The organism is Alphaproteobacteria bacterium LSUCC0684 (assembly GCA_041228335.1).
Lineage (GTDB): Bacteria > Pseudomonadota > Alphaproteobacteria > Puniceispirillales > UBA1172.
The window spans coordinates 646,008-665,763 of the sequence record CP166130.1; the positions used below are offsets into that span (position 1 = coordinate 646,008).

Sequence of the window (19,756 nt, forward strand, 5' to 3'; positions counted from 1 at the left end):
AGGTGATGTCTTTCCTGCTTGAGCCCGGCCTGGCGCAGGGTTAGACTTTTTCCTGATGTTGCAGGCCGGAGATTCAGCCCTTTCCATGGTGCGGTTTTATGCAAACGATGATCTGGCGGCGGTTGCCGCCATCTATGCCCATCATGTGCGACATGGAACAGCCTCGTTTGAGGAAACACCCCCAACCGAGGCGGAGATGGCGCGGCGCCTTGCCCTTATGGCCGATGACGGCATGCCTGTTCTGGTGGAGGCTGATGAAAACGGGCAGATCCGCGGATATGCCTATGCCGGTTTCTACAACCGCCGTTCCGCCTATCGCTTTACGGTGGAAAACTCGATCTATGTCGATGCGCGATATCAGCGGCAGGGCGTAGGCCGTGCGCTTTTGGCCGAATTGATACTCCAGTGCCAGAAAGCCGGTTACCGGCAGATGATGGCAGTGATCGGTGATGGCGGCAATGCCGCTTCCATCGGTCTGCATCAAGCGCTGGGGTTTGAGCATCTCGGGGTGGCAAAGCAGATCGGCTTCAAGTTTGATCGCTGGCTTGATGTGACCTATATGCAGCGTGACCTCGGGGTCAGGCTGGATTAGGGACGCGGTTCAGAAGATGGCTGGCTGAATTCAGCTGAGGAGCGCCCGGGGCTCTTCCTTTTGTTCGACGCATGAGGGTTGTTCGACGCGTGGGGGGAGAGATATTTCACCACCTCCATGATTGTCACCGTGGCGGCGAAGAAAAAGCAGAAGGAATCCTTCAACTGTTCAAGAAAGAGTTCATCTTCCTCAAGGGAGGCTTCAGTAATGGCGGCTTTTTCCGGGGCGGGATTGACCATGTGATCTGAATACACCTTGCTGATCGTAACATATCAAATTGCGATGGATGCTCGCTGGCTTCGCGGGGTCTGTGCCAGGGTATCGGGGCGCTGCAATTTCCCTTTTAGACTACGCCGGAGGCCGAAACAGGTAAAGATCTATTCCCGGGCGAAGACAACGCGGATAAATCACTTGCTTCTCGGGCCGGAACGCGAAAAGATTGCAGTTAAGAATATTTATAATCTTTGGAGAGGAGATACGCATGAGTATCATGAAAACAGGACTAGCCGTGCTGGCCATGACCTGCATTGCTTTTTCTTCCGCCCATGCCGAAACGCTGCGCTGGGCCAGATCAGGAGATTCGCTGACACTTGACCCCCACGCCCAGAACGAGGGGCCAACCCATACGCTCGCACATCAGATTTATGAGCCGCTTCTGCATCGCGACATGGCCGGGCAGATCACGCCGGCACTCGCCACTTCATGGAAGGCTTTGCCGGACAACCCTAATGTCTGGCGCTTTACCCTGCGCAAGGGGGTGACGTTCCACGACGGCTCGGCTTTCACCGCCGATGATGCGGTCTACAGTTTCAATCGCGCCATGATGCCGACCTCGGCCATGAAGGAGCTGCTCACCAGCGTCAAGGAAGTCCGCAAGGTCGATGACCATACCATCGATATGGAAACCAATGGGCCGAACCCGCTCCTGATCAACAACCTGACCAACCTGTTCATGATGGACAGTGGTTGGACCGAAGCCAATGGCGCCGGCGCACCGCAGGATGTGGCGGGGGGCGAAACCACGTTTGCCTCGCAGAACACCAACGGCACCGGGGCGTATATGCTGATGAGCCGGACCCCGGACCAGAAGACCGTGCTCAAGGCCAACCCGAATTACTGGGGCAAGGGGCAGTTTCCGCTTGAAGTCAGCGAGATTGTCTACACGCCGATCCAGTCCGCCGCGACACGGGTGGCGGCCCTGCTTTCCGGTGAGGTGGATTTCATTCAGGACGTGCCGGTGCAGGATCTGGGCCGTGTCCGGGGGCAGTCCGGTCTCAAGGTGGTCACCGCCGCCCAGAACCGGGTGATTTTCTTCGGCATGAACAGCGGCCTTGATGACCTCAAGACCGACAATGTCGATGGCAAGAACCCGTTTGCTGATCTGAGGGTGCGGCAGGCCATGAATATCGCCATCAATCGTGATGCGATCAAGAAAGTGGTGATGCGGGATCAGTCCTCGCCAACCAATGTCATCATGCCGCCATTTGTCAATGGCTGGACGCCGGAGCTTGACCAGATCCCGGCCCATGATGTCGCCAAGGCAAAGGCACTGATGGCCGAGGCGGGATATGGCGACGGGTTTTCGGTCACCCTCAACTGCCCCAATGACCGATATATCAACGACGAGGCGATCTGCCTTGCCGCGGTCGGCATGCTTGGCCAGATCGGCATCAAGGTCAATCTCGACGCCAAGCCGAAGGCCCAGCACTTCCCGCTTATCAAGAACAAGACAACCGAGTTCTACATGCTGGGATGGGGTGTGCCGACGTTTGACTCGCATTACATCTTCAACTTCCTTGTTCACGAGACCACCGAGAATCGCGGCTCATGGAACAATACCGGCTACAGCAATGCGGCGGTGAATGCGAAGATCGTCAGCCTCGAATCCGAAACGGACCTGGCGAAGCGTGATGCGACCATCGCGGAGATCTGGGCGCAGGTTCAGGCCGATCAGATCTATCTGCCGATCCATAACCAGGTGCTGAACTGGGGCATGAAGGATGGCATCAATTTCGATGTCCAGCCGGAAGATCAGCCTCATTTCAAGTATCTGAGCTTCAAGTAATCTGCAGGCCGGGGCGGCAATCCGCCCCGGTCTTTTCAGGCATTTTTGCTGGAACAGATCCATGTTGGTCATCCTCATCAGACGCCTGTATCAGGCCGTGCTTGTGCTTCTGCTGGTGGCGCTGGTGTCGTTCAGCATCTTCCGCTTTGTCGGTGATCCGGTGGATAATATCCTCGGCCAGGAAGCCACGGTTGAGGACCGGAGAGAGCTCATCGAACGGATGGGGCTCGAAGACCCGATTGTTGTCCAGTATGTGCGGTTCATCTGGAATGCTGTCCGTGGTGATTTCGGGATATCCTACCGCACGGCGGAACCTGTATCCGGCCTGATTGCCGAACGCCTGCCGGCAACCCTTGAACTTGCCTTTGTCTCGGCGATGTTCGCCCTCACGGTGGGGATTTTGCTGGGCATTTACACGGCGGTAAGGCGCAATGGATTTCTTGCCAATCTGGTGATGACGGTCTCGCTCATCGGGGTGTCGCTGCCCACGTTTCTGATCGGTGTGCTGCTGATCTGGCTTTTTGCGGTGGAGCTCAGCTGGCTGCCGTCTTTCGGCCGCGGGAAAACGGTCATGATCGGGGTCTGGGAGACCGGGTTGCTGACGGTATCCGGGCTTAAATCGATCCTGCTGCCGGCGATCACACTCGGTCTTTACCAGATGACGCTGATCATGCGTCTGGTGCGATCCGAGATGCTTGAGGTTCTGCGCCAGGATTTCATCAAATTCGCCCGCGCGCGGGGGCTTACCGAACGGATGGTGCTGTTCCGCCACGCGCTCCGAAACACGCTGGTGCCGGTGACAACCGTGGCAGGGCTTCAACTGGGTGCGATCGTGGCCTTCGCGATCATTACCGAGACGGTGTTTCAATGGCCCGGGGTGGGGCTGATGTTCATCAATGCCGTCTATTTTGTCGATATTCCGGTGATGTCGGCATATCTGCTGCTGGTGGGGACATTGTTCGTGATCATCAATTTTGCTGTTGATCTGCTCTATCTCGCCATCGATCCGCGGATCAAGGATGATCATCTCAAAGGAGGCGGGTCATGAAGGAAACGGCGCCAAAAACACGCTGGCAGCGGTTTCTGGAGAGTGATTTTGTCTTTGACTATCGGCATGCGCCGGTCACCATCACAGCTTCGGTGGTCGTGCTGCTGCTGGCCGTGATTGCGGTGCTGGCGCCGCTGGTTGCCCCGACCAATCCCTTTGATCCCGCATCGCTCAATCTGATGAACGGCTTCACCCCGCCGATGGAACCCAATACCTTCACCGGCGAGCAGTTTCTTCTGGGAACCGATGATCAGGGCCGTGATCTGCTCTCGGCGATAATCTACGGGCTCCGGGTGTCGCTTTTTGTCGGGATCATGTCGGTGATGCTGGCCATGGGGATGGGGGTCAGCCTCGGGCTTCTGGCGGGATATATCGGCGGCTGGGTGGATAACCTCATCATGCGATGTGCCGATATCCAGATGACGTTTCCTTCCATTCTGATTGCCATGCTGATCTTCGGGGTGTTGCGCGGGATCATTCCCCCTGATCTCCGGGATGAGATGGCGATACTTGTGCTTATTCTGGCGATCGGTCTTTCGGAATGGGTGCCGTTCGCGCGTACCGTCCGGGCAACAACCCTTGTTGAAAAGGAAAAGGAATATGTGCAGGCGGCGCGGCTCATCGGGCTCAGCCGTCTGCAGATCATGCGCCGGCATATCCTCCCGAACGTGCTCGGGCCGGTGCTGGTCATCGCCACGATCACCCTGGCGCTGTCGATCATTGCCGAGGCAACGCTGTCCTTTCTCGGTGTCGGCGCGCCGCCGACGGAACCAAGCCTCGGCACGCTCATTCGCATCGGCCAGGATTACCTTTTTTCAGGCGAGTGGTGGATCCTGCTGTTTCCGGCCCTGACCCTGCTGGCGCTGGCGCTCTCGGTCAATCTCCTGGGGGATTGGCTCAAGGATACCCTGAACCCGAGGCTCAAATGACGGCGCCATTGCTTGAAATAGAAAGGCTGCGGGTTGTTTTCCCCACCCGCCGGGCGGTGCTGACCGCGCTTGACGATGTTTCCTTCACCCTTGAGCGCGGGGAAATCCTTGGCTTTGTGGGGGAGTCCGGTGCCGGGAAATCGATCACCGGGGCGGCGATCATGGGGCTGATCGAACCGCCGGGACGTATCGATGGCGGGGTGATCCGCCTTAAAGGCAAACCTGTTGCGGAGCACGGAACCTCACTCAGGGGGCGGCAGATCGGGATGATTTTCCAGGATCCGCTGACCAGTCTCAATCCCCTGCGGCGGGTGGGAGACCAGCTCATCGAAACCATCCTGCATCATCTCGATGTGACCACGGCCGAAGCAAGGCAGCGCGCCCTTGCCGGATTTCAGGAAGTCGGGATTGCCGCGGACCGGTTTGATGCCTATCCCCATGAGTTTTCAGGCGGGATGCGGCAGCGGATTGTGATTGCGCTCGCGCTGGCGGCGGAACCTGATCTGATTATCGCCGATGAGCCCACCACTGCCCTTGATGTTTCGGTGCAGGCCCAGGTGCTTGATCTGTTGCGGGATATCTGCCGGAAGCGCGGTGCTTCGGTCATCCTTATCACCCATGACATGGGCGTGATTGCACAGACAACCGATCGGGTCGCCGTTCTCTATGCCGGAAGGCTGGTGGAGATCGGGCCTACAGCGGACGTGATGCGCGAGCCGCGTCATCCCTATACCAAAGGGCTGATTGCTTCAACGCCCGCACTTGACGGGGTAGACGCGGATACGGTCCTCTCGCAGATCCCCGGGTCCATGCCGCCGCTGAACGCGCTGCCATCGGGATGCCGTTTCCACCCGCGCTGTTCGGCCTGCCTGCCTCAATGTTCTGTCGAAAACCCTGCCTTTCGCAATGGCGTTGCCTGCCATCATTTCGGGGAGGATGGTGATGGCTGATCCATTTCTTTCTTGCTCCGGGTTGACCCGGGTCTTTGATCTGTCCTCGCCATGGCTTGTCCGCAAGATAACCGGCGCGCCGGAGCATCATCTTGTGGCGGTTGACGATGTGAGTTTTGCCATTCCCCGGGGGCGGACCTATGCCCTTGTCGGGGAGAGCGGATCAGGCAAGTCCACCATCGCCCGGATGGTGGTGGGGCTGCTCAGGCCGCATCAGGGGGTGATCTCGGTGGATGGCCATGATCTCAACGACGGGTCTGTGGCGAAGAGCACCCATGACGCGGTGCGGCAGAAACTTCAGATGGTCTTTCAATCCCCTTACTCCTCGCTCAATCCACGCTGGCGGGTGGGGGATATTCTGGCCGAGCCCATCCGTGCCTTCGGGCTGATCGATGGTGACGCCGCCCAGCAGCAACGTGTCCGGGGCCTGCTCGAGCAGGTAGGGCTTTCGGCAAGCGATGCCGGCAAATATCCCCATGAATTTTCAGGTGGCCAGCGGCAGCGTATCTCGATTGCCCGGGCGCTGGCTTCCAACCCGGCGTTCATCGTCTGCGATGAGCCGACCTCGGCCCTTGATGTTTCGGTGCAGGCGCAGGTGCTCAATCTTCTCAAGCAGTTGCAGAAAGAGCTTGGCCTTACCTATCTGTTCATTTCGCATGATATGGCCGTTGTCCGGGTGATGGCGCATCATGTCGGTGTGCTCAAGAATGGCCGCCTGATTGAGGAAAACTCCGCCGATGCCCTGTTTTCAAACCCTGAGGCGGAATACACGAGAACGCTGATCAATTCGACGCCGCGTATCCGGTTCTAGTGGTCAGGTCCGGGTTGGTGCCGGTTCAAGCCCGGGCAGGGTGTTCTGGTCAACCCGTTGCTGCAGATGCTCGGCGAAGGCTTCGACGATCCTGGGGGCAAGGCTGCCCTTTTTTCGGGCCGTTCCAAGGACCATGGGACGTGGCGGGCGCGGGGTTTGTTCAATTTCAAGAAAGGCCAGTTCCTCTCCATCCGGCGCCAGAGCGGAGGCAGGATGGATATTCATCAACCCATAGCCGAAACCGTTGGCCACAAGACTGCGCATTACGGCCGGGTCCGGGCTCCGCTCGGCAATCTTCGGGCGCAGGCCCTGCTCATGAAACATGGCGAGGAAATATTCGCGACTGAACGGCAGGTCAAGAAGCACCATGGGCTCGCCTGCGAGGGTCGCAAGAGCAACCGAAGACATGCCCGCCAGAGGATGTGAGGCAGAAACCATGACATAAGGCGGCAGTTCAATCATGCCGGTGAAGGCGATATCACTTGGAATATCGAGGTTGTAGGTGATCGCCAGATCTATCTCAGCCCGGCCGAGCATGGCCAGGAGATCAGCCTGATGGGCGGTTTTAACACTGACTTTCGCCTCCGGATAGATCGCTTCAAAACTGCGCCGGATACTGGCGCTGACCATCGGCGCTAGGGTAACAAGGCAGCCGAGTGAAATCGTCCCCCGGGGGATGCTGCTGATATCCCCGGCAAGATCGGTGAGTGCATGGGCCTGATCCATGATACGCTTGGCTTCGTTGAAAATCCGCTGGCCGCCGGTGGTAAGCGAAAGCCCCTGGGCATGTTGACGGATAAACAAGGTGACGCCGAGTTCGGCTTCAAGCTGGCTGATTGCCGCCGATATCGAGGCCGAAGAAATGCTGATCGCCTTTGCCGCCTCGATGATGCTGCCAGCCTCACCCGCCGCGATGAAATATTCCAGTTGTCGTAAAGTGTAGCGTAATTTCATGCCTGCCTGCCGCAACAAGCCTGCCAGAAATCGCCTGATTAAGGCAAGCCTAATCAGCAAATCATCGGGTTTGGGAAAACGAAACTACTCGGCGGCCTGGCTTTTCTGGCTGTCGAACCACTGCCGGATTGCCGGATCTCCCCCCATGTTATCGGGGGCCGGGCGGACTTTGTCTGAAAGGCCGGCGCTCTTCTGGACGAAATCAAGGGTGGATTCCCAGTCAAAGTTACGCCATACCGCTCCCATCTGGGCAAAAGGGGCGGATTGCGCGAAAAGCTGGAAGGTCAGCCGGTGGCCGGCATAGTCGGAATTCAAGAGGTCTCTTGCATAGGCAAGGAGCTTGCGCCGGTCTTCTGCGCCCCATTTCTCATTGATGGTGTAGTATTTTTCCATCCATGGGGCGGTTTCAGGCGAGGTAAAGGTGGCGATATTCGGCGTCACGCAGATCTGTCCGCCGCAGAGCTCCCGCGCAATATGCATCATCTCGTTCAAATGGTTGAGCGCCGTGCAGCGTCCGGTATAGAGCAGCGACTGGTTGGGCATCATCAATCCTGCCGGCGAACGCTCCCCAAGGGTGATGGCCGCGGTGAGATGCGCGTTGATATTCTCCCGCCAGATGGCCAGGCTTGCCAGTTTCTCCTGAACGGCGGGCTGGTGCTCAAGGCCGGTCTGGCGCACATTGAAGAGTGCCGCACCGATCATCATGTCGGCAAGTTTGAGGGTGCGCTGAACAAAGGCAAAAGCCGAATAGCGATGCAGGGTGGCGCGGATGAATGCCGCCGCCCTTGTATGCCTGTAGAAAAGTACGTTTTCCCAGGGGATCAGCACATTGTCGAAGATCACCATCGTATCCACTTCATCGAATTTGTTGGCGAGCGGGTAATCCAGCTGGTTGGCGCGCGGGCATTGACCGGAAGCCCCGGCAAAACCTCCACGGCAGATAAACTTCAGGTTGGGGGAGTTGAGATCACAGATGAACCCCACCGCGTAATCTGACAGCGCCGCATCCCCCCAGTTGGCGATCGTGGGCTTGGTGAAGGCCTGGTTGGCATAGGCCGCCGCGGTTTCATATTTGGCGCCGCGCACCACAATGCCTTCGTCGGTTTCCTTGACCACATGAAGCAGCATGTCCGGGTCCTGATCCTGCGGCGCCTTGGATCGGTCGCCTTTGGGGTCGGTGTTCGCCGAAACATGGAACGGGTCTTCATGCAGAACACGGTGAATATGACGCTCAATATTCTTTGAAAACTGCGGATCGACTTCATTGAGCACATCCTGGCCATCATAAAGAGACCACATCTCACCCACGGTTTCATCCCCGACACGGGTGACAATCCCGCCGACGTCTTCCATGACCGCATCGGATGCCCGGCGCTTTGCCCACCAGTCTTCCTGGGTATAGGGGAGCGCGTTGCCGACGGCGTTGATATCGCCATCCTGTTCAACCGTCATGATCGCCCGGGTTTTTTCTTCGTGCTGCATGTCGTAGATGCGCGCCCGGATATCGACAATCGGCTTGAACATGGGATGAGTCGTAACATCGGCGACACGCTCACCATTCATGTAAACCTCGCGGGTGCCGCGAATGCTGTCCTTGTACTCTGCGCCTGTGCGGATCATGTTCAGCTCCTCCCGTTTTCCGTATCTTCCCCGAAGATAAGAAAGACAGTATTGTCGTTTCCGAGGTGGGGATTAAGAAGGGAATTCCAAAACTCTGGTTAGGAATTATCTAATCAATCTTCGCTTGGATTAGGTGATGCCTGAAGTTAAGCTCAATCAGATGTATCAGGGGGAAGACATGGCACATAAACGCATTCGACCATTCAACACGAAAGTCACCTATCCGGAACAGAAACTGGATAATGATCTGGCGCAGGCCGTGGTAGCAAGGGGGACGACCATCTATCTGCGTGGCCAGGTGGCGCAGAATCTGGATGATGCGACGAATATCGATCAGCTGGATCTCGTCTCGCAGACACATAAGGTGATGCAGAATATTCAGCAACTGATCGAAGAGGCCGGAGGCCGGATGGAGCATCTGGCGCGGATTGTTGTCTACCTGACGGATATCCGCTACCGCGAAGATGTCTACCAGACCATGGGGAAATATATCAGGGGCGTGCATCCTGTTTCCACCGGGGTGGTGGTGGATGCGCTGGCACGACCGGAATGGCTGGTGGAAATCGAGGCAACAGCAGTCATTCCCGATGACGAGGGCTAGATCATGACGTTTTCGATTGTTGCGCGATGCGCTGAAACCGGACTTTTCGGCATGGCGGTCTCGTCGTCTTCGCCGGCGGTGGCGGCACGATGTGCCCATGCCCGGGCAGGAGTCGGCGCGGTTTCGAGCCAGAACGTGACTGACCCGTCGCTGGGCCCGAAAACGCTTGATGCGATGGCGGCGGGCCTTTCAGCCGAAGAGGCGATAAAGAAGGTCATCAATTCAGCCGAACACACGGAATATCGTCAGCTTCTGGCGGTGGACCGTAAGGGAGGCACGGCCATCCATTCAGGGCGGAACACCCTCGGCACCCATGCCGAAGCGCAGTCGCTCAACGCCGCGGCGGCGGGAAATATCCTTGCCGATGCCGGTGTTCCTGCGGCCATGCTTGATGCGTTTCACCATGCTGATGGGCATCTCGGGGACCGGCTGGTGGCGGCCATGATGGCGGCGCTCGATGCCGGCGGGGAGGAAGGGCCGGTGCATTCCGCCGGGCTGCTGATTGTTGATCGCCAGTCCTGGCCACTCGCGGAAATCCGCTGCGACTGGTCCGAAGATTGCCCGATCACGGCCATGGCTGAAGGCTGGGCTGTGTATAAGCCGCAGATGCAGGATTATGTGACCCGGGCGCTCAACCCTTCGGCAGCGCCGAGCTACGGCGTTCCGGGTGACGCGTGACGGGAAGGCAAGGGGCCTAGATCCCTTCTTCAAGCCGCAGGATCAGCCGGGCCAGCATGTCATCGCAGGCGTCGAGCTGATCGCGTGACACAAACTCATCAGGTTTATGTCCCTGTTCCATGGAACCAGGGCCGCAGACAACCGTGGGAATGCCAAGATCACGCTGAAAGAGCCCGCCTTCGGTGCCAAAGGCAACCTTGATGGTCTTGTTGCTGCCGGTCAGCCCGGTGACGAAAGACACAATCTCTGACTCAAGCGGGGTTTCTAGCCCGGGATAGGTGTTGGTGATCCTGATCTGGATATCCGCCGCAGGTGCCGTCTTGCGGGCAACGGCAATAATCGGGGCGATGGCGTGCTGCAGGCGTTCGAGAATGGCATCGGGGCTGTCGCTGGAAAGATTGCGGATCTCAAAGGCCACTTCGGCATGGCGAGGCACGATGTTGAGCGCAACGCCAGCATTGATAAGCCCGGCATGCAGAGTCGTGTAGGGGATGTCATAGGCGTCATCCCGGTGGCCATGGAGCTTGAGGTCTTCCTGGATATGGCGGATTTCCTGGATGAGGTCACAGGCCAGATATACGGCGTTGACCGCGGTCGGGGCAAGGGCGGAATGAGCTTCACTGCCGATGCAGGTGGCCTTTAACGCCGTCTTGCCTTTGTGACCTGTCGCAACCGCCATATGGGTCGGCTCACCCACGATGCAGAAGGCTGTCCGGACCGGGGCGTCGCCAAGCATGGAGATGAGTGAACGCACCCCGATACAGCCAATTTCCTCATCAAAGGAAAACGCCAGATGGAGCGGTGTTGCGAGCGATCTGGTCGTGGCATGGCAGAACGCACTAAGTGATGATGCAATAAACCCCTTCATGTCGGCGGTGCCGCGGCCATATAGGCGGCCATCTTCTTCGGTGCATTCGAAGGGCGGTTTTGTCCAGTCCTGGCCATCGACCGGCACTACATCCGTATGTCCGGACAGCATGACGCCGGCAACTCCCTCGGGCCCGGTGGAGGCGAAAAGGTTGGCCTTGGTGCCGTCTTCGTTCTCGATGATGATCGGCTCAACACCATGCCGGCGAAGCAATGCCGCCACCCATTCGATCAATTGCCTGTTGCTGTCGCGGCTGACGGTGGGAAATCCGATCAGATGGTGAAGCGCTTCAGTCGTGGTGATCATGCGGAAACGCTACTGGCGATATGACGGGTGAAATCCCAGATCGTCCCTTCGAGATCGGCAGGGCCAAGAGGTGCCATCGGCCGGTAGGCGGTGCCGGTGCTTTTCTGCATGATTTCAAGCACGGCCTTGTCTTCGGCGTTGAATTCATGGGCAAGGGAAATGTAGTCCCTGGTGGCCTGAAGATCATCCGCGCCGTCCTGAACCAGCACCCCCATCCTGATATTGACGCTTTCGGGCGTGTCCGGAAGGAGGATGAGGAAAATGGCGCAGTTCGGGCCCACCGTGATGACAAAATTCGGGTAGACGGAGAACAGCACCGATGATCGTCTTTCCTTGGCGGTCAGGCCTTCGGGATAGGGTTTCCGCTGCGGGAAACTGTCATCGTAATTGGACCGGTAGGCGGTGTATCTAGATCCGTTGCCGAGCTTTTCGCAAAGCCGTGTCGGGGTGATGTGATCGAGGGTTTCGGCGTGTGTCACGGAAAGATGATAGCCTTCCATGAAGTTTTCAACGAGCGACTTCCAGTTGGTCTGCCAGGTTTCAACCCAGGTTTCGGTGCTGTGGCGATCCTGGGGACGATAGTTTTCAAGAAAGGGCATCATGCCTGCCATCTCCGCACCAAGATCAGGGGCGTTGCCGTCGATATTGATGAAAATAAACCCAAGCCATTGATCCAGCCGGAATTCCGGCAAACTGCAGCCCGCAGCATCAAAATCCGGCACCTGATCCATGTAAGGGGCTTTGTTGAGGGACCCGTCGAGCGCATAGCTCCAGGCATGATAGGGGCAGGTCAGTACCGGCGCGCGTCCTTTGCCTTCGACCAGCTGCATTCCGCGGTGTCGGCAGACATTGCTGAAGGCACGCAATTTGCCGTCTTTATCCCGGAGAACAACCACCGGCTCATCGCCAATGACAAGGGTGAAATATTCACCCGGTTTCGTGATCTCGCTCTGGTGGCCGGCGGCAACCCAGCCGGTGCGAAACACGGTCTGCTTTTCAAGGGCGAAGAAGTCCGGATCGGCATAATACCAGCCCGGCATGGAATGCGGCGCACGGGAGGTATCTCTCGCGATGGATTGAAGAAGGGATGTTTTTTCGGCATCTAGCGGCATCTTGAACCTCAACGTTGCTGCTGATCAAAGAAGGATGCTCCATCGGGAAGCTGCGGCAATGGAATATCAAAGGGGGTTGACCTGATCTGCCGCCGATCCTTGCCGCGTACGATCATACCCTGATCCCTGGTTGGCACGGGCGATGGCGAAAGCGGGACGGCGTCGGCGGCGCTGTAGACGCAGATATAAAGCGTTCGTGGGTCCGGCGAGTTGTTCGGAGCCGAGCCATGAAGAAGCCTTGTATGCATCAGGCAGACCGATCCGGCCTTGCCGGTACAGAGAACGCGGTTGTCCAGTGCCTTGCGGGTCACCTCTTCGGTGACGGCGCCGGTAAATACCCCGTCATGCCAGAGGCTGTGAATCTCGCCATCATGGGTGGCGGGCCAGACTTCGAGAGGACCGTTTTCCTCGGTAACCTCATCCACCATCAGAAGGGCGGTGACAAGGCTGTCGTTGCTGTGGGGGGTGAAGGGGAAGTCCTGGTGCCATTTCACCGCCGTGGCGGAACCGGGAAGCTTTGAATTGATCTTGGTGTGGTGAAGTTTGATATCCGGGCCGATCAGTTCAGCCACCGCATCGGTCATCCCGCTATCGGCCATGGCTTTTCGATAGGCATCGGAAATCTCATGCGGGGCGTTGACCCGCCGGAGCGCCGGCTGATCCGCGCTATGCCCTTTTTCCACATCGAAGCGGGGCTTGCCGTTGATCATCTCGCCAAAACTGCCGTCATGGCCCCGGCTTTCCTCAACCCAGGTGTTGAAATCCTGCCGCAGTGAAGCCAGAAGTTCAGGGCTCACCACATCCTCAACAACAAGATAGCCATTGGCATCGAAGAAATCCTTTTGTGCTGGCGTGATCACGGCCACCTCCTTCTGTATTTTGCTGTTTCAGTATTCGGCTATTTTTCAATCCGTGCAAGTGTCTTTCCTTATGGCCTGCTTTGTATAAACTAATTCGCGGTATTGATCGTTTAATCCATGTCCTGAGGGGGCTCGTCATGACACTTCACTTTACCCGCGATGAATTTTCCCGCCGTCAGCACCTGGCGAAGGAGGCGATCAGTTCGGCCGGGCTCGATGCCATTCTCATGTTCGCGCCGGAAAGCCATTTCTGGCTCTGCGGCTATGATACGTTCGGATTTGCGATGTTCCAGTGTCTCGTCATGACGAAAGGCGGGGATATCCACCTGCTGACACGTGCGCCGGATCTTCGCCAGGCGCGCTATACCTCAACACTGGACGACGATCATATCCATATCTGGAACGAACGCGAAGGCGCCAACCCGGCGCAGGATCTATATCGACTGCTGGCTGATCTCGGGGTTGTGGATGGCGCGCTCGGCTATGAGGCGGATACGCCGGGCCTCACGGATCGCAACGGACGGATGCTGCGCGGCGAGGTGCCGGGCCTGATTGAAACCTCGGATCTGATCCGGCAACTCAGGCGCGTTAAATCCGATGCCGAAATCGAGATGCACCGCAAAGCTGCCAGTCTTTCGGATGATGCTCTTGACGCGGCGCTGGATATCGCTGGTGCCGGGGCCTTTGAGGGCGATATCCTTGCCGCGATGCAGGGGGCGGTGTTCAAGGGTGGCGGGGATTACGCGGGCAACGAATTCATCATCGGCTCAGGCCCCGGTGGTCTGCTGGTGCGATATTATTCCGGCCGCCGCCATCTTGATGCGACCGATCAGCTGACCCTTGAATGGTCCGGGGCCTATGCCCGATATCACGCTGCCATGATGCGGACGCTGGCGATTGGCGGGGCTTCCGATATCCAGAAGAAAATGCACGCTGCCACCGCCGAGGCCATGCTTGCCTGTGAGGCGGCGATCAAGCCCGGCAAACCGATGGGCGATGTGTTCGACGCCCATGCCCGGGTGTTTGATGCAAAGGGATTTGGTCATGCCCGACTGCAGGCATGCGGCTACGGGATGGGGGCGGTGTATAACCCGATCTGGGTTGATTTTCCCATGTTCTATGAAGGCAATCCGATGATCATGCAGGAAAATCAGGTCTTCTTCCTGCATATGATACTGGTGGACAGCGACAGCGGTCTTGCCATGACGCTTGGCCATTCGGTGCGCGTCGGTGCCGACGGCGTTGAACGTCTGTCGCGGCACGGGCTTGATCTCCTGGAATGCTGATCTGACCTAAGCCAGAAGAGCGGGCAGGGCAAATGAAGCAAGCAGGCGCGCGGTGTTGACATGCGCCTCACCATAATAGCCTTCTTCATGCAGAAGATTGACCGAACCGAGCACAACCCCTTCATAAACCAGCGGGATGTTGAGGACCGACGCACAGCCAAGCGCCGTGATTGTTTCATGATCGGGAAATGCATCCCGGATATCTGCTGCGGTATATCCGATATAGGGATTGCCGTGATCAAGCACCTCGCTTGTCCAGCGTGACGGAACGATGACCTTGCGCCCCGAAAAAGGATAGGCTTGAGGCTGATTGGTATAAAGGCGTTCCAGTTCTCGTGGATGCCGGTGTTGCCGCAGGACGGTGAAAAGACGGTGGCCGATCTCCTCCCCCATGACCTGATCCAGGGTGCTGAAGATCTCCCGGGGTTGGGGCGTACGGCGCTGGGCTGAAAGAAGCAGGTCGATGGCGTGTTGATATGTTTCTTGCATGACAGAGACCCTCAGATTTCCAGTTGATCGGACAGGCTTTTGCTCTGGCTCGACAGAAGCGAGTCCAGTCGTGCGCGGGCAAGTTTGTGATGCTCGAAGGCAAGGCGATCCGCCTGTTCGATATCCTGGTTCCTGATGGCTTCAAAGATAAGGCGATGTTGCCGGGCGGTCTCGGCAAGATGGCTTGAGATGTTCTGATCGTTCTCCCGGCTTGCGGAAAAGCAGATACGGTTAAGCCGCAAGGCTTCGGTCAGAACACCTCGATAGAAGTCAGAGATATAGGGATTGCAGGTGGCATCGGCGATGGCCAGATGAAATTCGTGGTTGGCCTCGGTCAGCATGACGCCGTCAAGAGATGGTATCGTGGTTTCAAAGAGAATCATCCGATCATGGATGATATCAAGCTCGGCTTCGGTGCGCATCTCCGCGGCAAGTCGCTGGACAAGCCGGCTTGATATATGAAGCGCATCATATAGAGGCGGTATCCGGGCGAGATCAAGCTGGGCCACGGCGACGACACGCCCCTTGCGCATGGCAAGGCCATCGGCAATCAGCTGGATCAGCGCTTCCCGCACCGGCGTGCGGGAGACGTTCATCTTCCTGGCAAGACTGCTTTCATCAATAACGGCGCCGGGCTGGAGTTCAACGCGCAGGATAGACTCACGCAACCGCCGGTAGACGCTGTTGCCGTCTCGCTGATAGGTGCCTTGCTCAATTCCGGTATCGCTCACGTTTCATCCCGGTTGATGGTTTCAAGGTATTTTTGTTGCAAATATTTTTCTGTATGCAAATATTATACTAGAATTAACGCTGTATCAAATAGGATGTCAGGTCAATATGTCTTGGGTTCTGGGGGTTGATGTCGGGGGCACGTTCACGGATTTTTCCATCCGCAATGACGATACCGGCGAGGTGTTCATTCACAAGAGGCCGTCGACACCTGAAGATCCCTCTCGCGCGATAATTGAGGGGTTCAGGGAGCTTCTTGAAAAGGTTTCCATTGACGGGGCGGAAGTTGCGCGGTTTGCCCATGGGACAACGGTTGCGACCAACGCTCTCCTGCAGCGGAAAGGCGGGCGGCTTGCCCTTGTCACCACAGGTGGTTTCCGTGATCTGCTTGAAATCGGCCGCCAGGTCAGGCCGAAGGTCTATGATCTGCAAATCGATGCGCCGCCGCCGCTTATTCCGCGCCACCGGCGATTTGAGATTGCCGAGCGTATCGGCTCAAAGGGCGAGATCATCACCCCGTTGCGCAACGAGGATATCGACAGGGTGATCGCAGATATCCGTGCGCTTGAAGATATCGATGGCGTGGCGGTATGCCTGCTCTTTTCATTTCTGAACCCGGCGCATGAGCAGCGCATCGGCAAAGCCATCGAGGCCGCATTGCCGGAAGTATCGGTATCGCTTTCAAGCGAGGTCCACCCTGAATTCCGCGAATATGAGCGGTTTTCAACGGCGGTCATCAATGCCTATCTTCAGCCTGAAGTCAGTCGGTATATGGAAAATCTCAACCTCGGGATCGCCAGGGATGCGCCGTCAGCCAGGCTTGGTATTTTTCAGTCCAGCGGGGGGTTGACCTCGGTTGAGCGGGCATCGCAATTCCCGGTACGCATGGCACTTTCCGGGCCCGCCGCAGGGGTGGTGGGGGCCGCGCAATGCGCAGGCAAGGCGGAAATCGGTGACGTGATCACCCTGGATATGGGGGGGACGAGCACGGATGTCTGCGTCATCCGCGATGGCAAGGCCGATCTTGCCAATATGCGGGATATTTCGGGATTTCGCATCCGCCTGCCAATGGTTGATATCAATACCGTCGGGGCGGGCGGCGGTTCCATCGCCCATATCGGCAAGGATGGGTTGATGAAGGTTGGCCCCATCAGCGCTGGTGCGGTTCCGGGCCCGGCCTGCTATGGGCATGGCGGCACGGAGCCGACGGTCTCTGACGCCAATCTGGTACTGGGCAGATTGCCCGAACAACTTGTCGGCGGGGGGCTTGCGCTGGATCACGCCAAGGCCGTGGCTGCGATTACGCCGCTTGCCGATCATCTGGGGATGTCGGTCGAGGCAACCGCCCTTGGCATCATCGGCATTGTCAATTCGAACATGACCAGAGCCATCCGGGCCGTCACGGTCGAGCGCGGCCATGATCCGAGGCATTTTGCCCTGATGCCTTTTGGTGGCGCCGGCGGGTTGCATGCCACGGATGTGGCCGAATCTCTCCTCATGAAAACGATACTGATCCCGAGGTCGCCTGGTATTCTCTGCGCCGAAGGGCTGATTGTTGCAGATCTGCAGGAAAGTTTTGTCGCCACCCAGCGCACGCCGCTCGATGGTGACCTTGCGCCGGTAAAATCGGCGCTGGCGGAACTGGTTGAAAAAGCCATGCCATGGTTCGAGGATGAAGGGGCAGGGAGCATCTCCCAGGCGCTGATGCTTCAGGTCGATATGCGATATATCGGCCAGAATTACGAATTATCCGTGCCGGCGGGCGACATGCTCGCGTCACGAGATCTGCCGGAGACGGGTCTGCTCAAGCAGTTGTTCTTCGAGGCCCATGAACGGAGTTATGGGCATCACGATGCCCAGGCGGCGGTGGAAATCGTCAATATCCGCCTGCAGGCCATTGCCACATTGCCGGAAATTTCAGGCGTCAATGCGCCAAGATCCGGCACGCCTGAGCCGCTGGGATATCGAGATGTCTGGTTTGATCGTGATGGCCCCCAGAAGACCCCTGTCTTTGACCGGGCATCGCTGGCACCTGGTTTCACCCATGAAGGCGCGGCGATCTTCACCCAGACGGATGCGACGACGCTCATGCCGCCCTGGTGCCGAATGAAGGTGGATGCGCAGGAAAACCTGATCCTGGAGATTACCCGATGACGCGCCAAGAACCTGATCCCATCGCCCTTGAAATCCTCTGGAACAACCTGAATTCGATTGCCGATGAATGTTTCATCACCCTGATGCGGAGCGCGTTTTCCACCAATATCAAGGAACGCCATGATCACTCAACGGCCATCACCGATGCGGCGGGCAACCTCATTGCCCAGGCGGAGCATGCCCTGCCCATCCATCTTGCCTCAATGGCCGGGCTGGTTGCGCATATTCTTGAACGCTACGATGGCGATATTGCCGAAGGAGACATTTTTATTTCCAATGATCCGCATGTGGCGGGCGGCACGCATCTGCCGGATATCAACATGGCGATACCTGTTTTCAGCGAAGGACGCCTGCTCGGCTTCGTTGCCAATATCGTTCACCATGCGGATGTTGGCGGGGCCATGGCCGGATCGATGTCCGGCGGTATGGATGAGATCTATAAGGAAGGCCTGCGTATCCCGATTGTCAAATTGTACAGGCAGGGCGTGGTGGATGATTCCATCCTCCGCATTCTGTTGCTGAACATGCGGCTTCCCGATGAACGAAAAGGGGACCTGAACGCCCAGATTGCGGCCTGCCGCCTCGGGGCATCGCGGATCGGGGATATCATCAACCGCCATGGGGCCGAGTATCTTGAGGATATTTTTGCCGCCATTCTCAGCCGGTCGCGCCTGCGCATGGAAACGGCGATCGAGGCGCTTCCCGACGGCAGCTATCAATTTGAAGACATGATGGATGATGACGGTATCGATACCCTCGATATCCGGATTGCGGTGGATATCACCAAAAAGGGGAATAAAATCCTGTTTGATTTCTCTCGCAGCGCGGAGCAGGTTCCCGGCAATTTCAACCTCACCTTCAATGCAACCCAGTCGGCGGTGTGTTATTCCCTCAAAGCGTTGCTTGACCCGGAAATGCCCAATAACAGCGGTATTTTCCAGGCGATCGATATCACCGTGCCGAAAGGATCTTTCCTTAATTGTGTTGCGCCTGCCGGCGTCGCCTTGCGGGCAAATACCTGCCAGCGGGTTGTCGATGTGGTGATCGGTGCTTTTGCGGATGTTCTGCCCGAAGAGGTAACCGCGGCGGCCAATGGCGCCAATACAAGCGCGGTCTTCGCTGGAACCGATCCTCAAACAAAAAACAGATATGTCTATCTTGAAACACTGGGCGGCGGCATGGGCGCGCGGGCAACCAAGGACGGCAAGGACGGGGTGCAGGTGAATATAACAAACACCTCAAATCTTCCGGTCGAGGCCATCGAGATGGAATACCCTTTGCGTGTTGAGGCCTATGCGCTGGTTGAGGATTCCGGCGGCGCGGGTGAATATCGGGGCGGCATGGGTATCCGCCGCACCATCCGCCCGATCGGCCATGTCTGTGAATTCAATGGCGTCGGGGAGCGCTTTCGGCATCAACCCTGGGGGGTGTTTGGCGGCAAGCCGGGGGCGGCAGGGCAATTCTATATTGTCGATGCCAGCGGGAAGAAGAAACCACTTGCCTCGAAGACAGGCAGTATCAAACTTGACAGCAGCAGTTGCGTTTTCATGGAAACACCGGGGGCAGGGGGATATGGCCCGCCGGAGAAACGCTCAAAAGAAAATCAAGAAGAAGATAGAAGATCAGGAAAATTCAGTGATGAATTTCTTGCCAAGTACTATCCAAAGCGGTCAAGATGATTTCAGTTCAGTAAGAAGTCCAATA

19 protein-coding genes are annotated in these 19,756 nt (G+C 57.6%); 11 read left to right on the forward strand and 8 right to left on the reverse strand.

Translation table 11 applies throughout. The features are described from left to right. Positions 1-55: 55 nt before the first annotated feature. On the forward strand, positions 56-592 hold the full coding sequence (locus AB8880_03025; GenBank protein XDZ66382.1) for an N-acetyltransferase family protein: 537 nt from the start codon (positions 56-58) through the stop codon (positions 590-592). On the opposite strand, the gene AB8880_03030 is transcribed toward AB8880_03025, so the two are convergent. Beyond that, positions 589-846 (reverse strand): hypothetical protein, encoded by a 258-nt coding sequence (locus AB8880_03030; GenBank protein ID XDZ66383.1) that lies wholly within the window; start codon positions 844-846, stop codon positions 589-591. The genes AB8880_03025 and AB8880_03030 overlap by 4 nt on opposite strands. Before the next feature lie 236 nt (positions 847-1,082). Between AB8880_03030 and AB8880_03035 the strand changes: the two genes are divergently transcribed. The 5 genes from AB8880_03035 (at position 1,083) to AB8880_03055 (ending at position 6,395) form a co-directional block, all read left to right on the forward strand. Next, positions 1,083-2,657: an ABC transporter substrate-binding protein gene (locus AB8880_03035; GenBank protein ID XDZ67007.1), complete on the forward strand. Its 1,575-nt coding sequence runs from the start codon at positions 1,083-1,085 to the stop codon at positions 2,655-2,657. A gap of 61 nt (positions 2,658-2,718) precedes the next feature. Next, complete coding sequence (locus AB8880_03040) at positions 2,719-3,705, forward strand: ABC transporter permease (GenBank protein ID XDZ66384.1); 987 nt, start codon at positions 2,719-2,721, stop codon at positions 3,703-3,705. Beyond that, positions 3,702-4,634, forward strand: coding sequence for an ABC transporter permease (locus AB8880_03045; protein XDZ66385.1), 933 nt, complete (start codon positions 3,702-3,704; stop codon positions 4,632-4,634). Before AB8880_03040 ends, AB8880_03045 begins: the two co-directional genes overlap by 4 nt. Further along, positions 4,631-5,584: an ABC transporter ATP-binding protein gene (locus AB8880_03050; GenBank protein ID XDZ66386.1), complete on the forward strand. Its 954-nt coding sequence runs from the start codon at positions 4,631-4,633 to the stop codon at positions 5,582-5,584. Before AB8880_03045 ends, AB8880_03050 begins: the two co-directional genes overlap by 4 nt. Beyond that, positions 5,577-6,395, forward strand: coding sequence for an ATP-binding cassette domain-containing protein (locus tag AB8880_03055; GenBank protein ID XDZ66387.1), 819 nt, complete (start codon positions 5,577-5,579; stop codon positions 6,393-6,395). Before AB8880_03050 ends, AB8880_03055 begins: the two co-directional genes overlap by 8 nt. A 3-nt stretch (positions 6,396-6,398) precedes the next feature. Here AB8880_03055 and AB8880_03060 read toward each other — a convergent pair whose 3' ends face one another. Both AB8880_03060 and AB8880_03065 read right to left on the reverse strand, forming a co-directional pair. Then, entirely contained in the window at positions 6,399-7,349 is a 951-nt protein-coding gene (locus tag AB8880_03060) for a LysR substrate-binding domain-containing protein (GenBank protein XDZ66388.1), read from the reverse strand. An 84-nt stretch (positions 7,350-7,433) separates the two neighbouring features. Continuing rightward, positions 7,434-8,969 carry a 4-hydroxyphenylacetate 3-hydroxylase family protein gene (locus tag AB8880_03065; GenBank protein XDZ66389.1) on the reverse strand — a complete coding sequence of 512 codons (1,536 nt, stop codon included), beginning with the start codon at positions 8,967-8,969 and terminating at the stop codon, positions 7,434-7,436. A gap of 178 nt (positions 8,970-9,147) precedes the next feature. On the opposite strand from AB8880_03065, the gene AB8880_03070 reads away from it, so the two are divergent. Next, positions 9,148-9,570, forward strand: a complete 423-nt coding sequence (locus tag AB8880_03070; protein ID XDZ67008.1) for a RidA family protein — start codon at positions 9,148-9,150, stop codon at positions 9,568-9,570. A 3-nt stretch (positions 9,571-9,573) separates the two neighbouring features. Continuing rightward, a complete protein-coding gene (locus AB8880_03075) occupies positions 9,574-10,248 on the forward strand; it encodes a DUF1028 domain-containing protein (GenBank protein XDZ66390.1) in 675 nt (224 codons plus the stop codon). 16 nt (positions 10,249-10,264) lie between these two features. On the opposite strand, the gene argE is transcribed toward AB8880_03075, so the two are convergent. From argE to AB8880_03090, 3 genes are read right to left on the reverse strand one after another with little or no spacing between them, the layout of a single operon-like run. Next, positions 10,265-11,422, reverse strand: a complete 1,158-nt coding sequence (argE, locus tag AB8880_03080) for an acetylornithine deacetylase (GenBank protein XDZ66391.1) — start codon at positions 11,420-11,422, stop codon at positions 10,265-10,267. After that, the gene (locus AB8880_03085; GenBank protein XDZ66392.1) at positions 11,419-12,534 is read right to left on the reverse strand and encodes an aromatic ring-hydroxylating dioxygenase subunit alpha; all 1,116 of its coding nucleotides are present in this window, start codon (positions 12,532-12,534) and stop codon (positions 11,419-11,421) included. The genes argE and AB8880_03085 overlap by 4 nt, the downstream gene beginning before the upstream one ends. An 8-nt stretch (positions 12,535-12,542) precedes the next feature. After that, complete coding sequence (locus AB8880_03090; protein ID XDZ66393.1) at positions 12,543-13,394, reverse strand: phytanoyl-CoA dioxygenase family protein; 852 nt, start codon at positions 13,392-13,394, stop codon at positions 12,543-12,545. Positions 13,395-13,531: 137 nt separating this feature from the next. Between AB8880_03090 and AB8880_03095 the strand changes: the two genes are divergently transcribed. Continuing rightward, positions 13,532-14,680 (forward strand): M24 family metallopeptidase, encoded by a 1,149-nt coding sequence (locus AB8880_03095; protein ID XDZ66394.1) that lies wholly within the window; start codon positions 13,532-13,534, stop codon positions 14,678-14,680. Between the two features lie 6 nt (positions 14,681-14,686). Here the strand turns inward: AB8880_03095 and AB8880_03100 are convergent, their stop codons facing one another. Both AB8880_03100 and AB8880_03105 read right to left on the reverse strand, forming a co-directional pair. Beyond that, positions 14,687-15,169: a GAF domain-containing protein gene (locus AB8880_03100; protein ID XDZ66395.1), complete on the reverse strand. Its 483-nt coding sequence runs from the start codon at positions 15,167-15,169 to the stop codon at positions 14,687-14,689. 11 nt (positions 15,170-15,180) lie between these two features. Continuing rightward, complete coding sequence (locus tag AB8880_03105; protein ID XDZ66396.1) at positions 15,181-15,900, reverse strand: GntR family transcriptional regulator; 720 nt, start codon at positions 15,898-15,900, stop codon at positions 15,181-15,183. Between the two features lie 106 nt (positions 15,901-16,006). On the opposite strand from AB8880_03105, the gene AB8880_03110 reads away from it, so the two are divergent. Both AB8880_03110 and AB8880_03115 read left to right on the forward strand, forming a co-directional pair. Continuing rightward, the gene (locus AB8880_03110; protein XDZ66397.1) at positions 16,007-18,052 is read left to right on the forward strand and encodes a hydantoinase/oxoprolinase family protein; all 2,046 of its coding nucleotides are present in this window, start codon (positions 16,007-16,009) and stop codon (positions 18,050-18,052) included. Next, positions 18,049-19,731, forward strand: a complete 1,683-nt coding sequence (locus tag AB8880_03115; protein XDZ66398.1) for a hydantoinase B/oxoprolinase family protein — start codon at positions 18,049-18,051, stop codon at positions 19,729-19,731. Before AB8880_03110 ends, AB8880_03115 begins: the two co-directional genes overlap by 4 nt. The last annotated feature ends 25 nt before the right edge of the window (positions 19,732-19,756 follow it).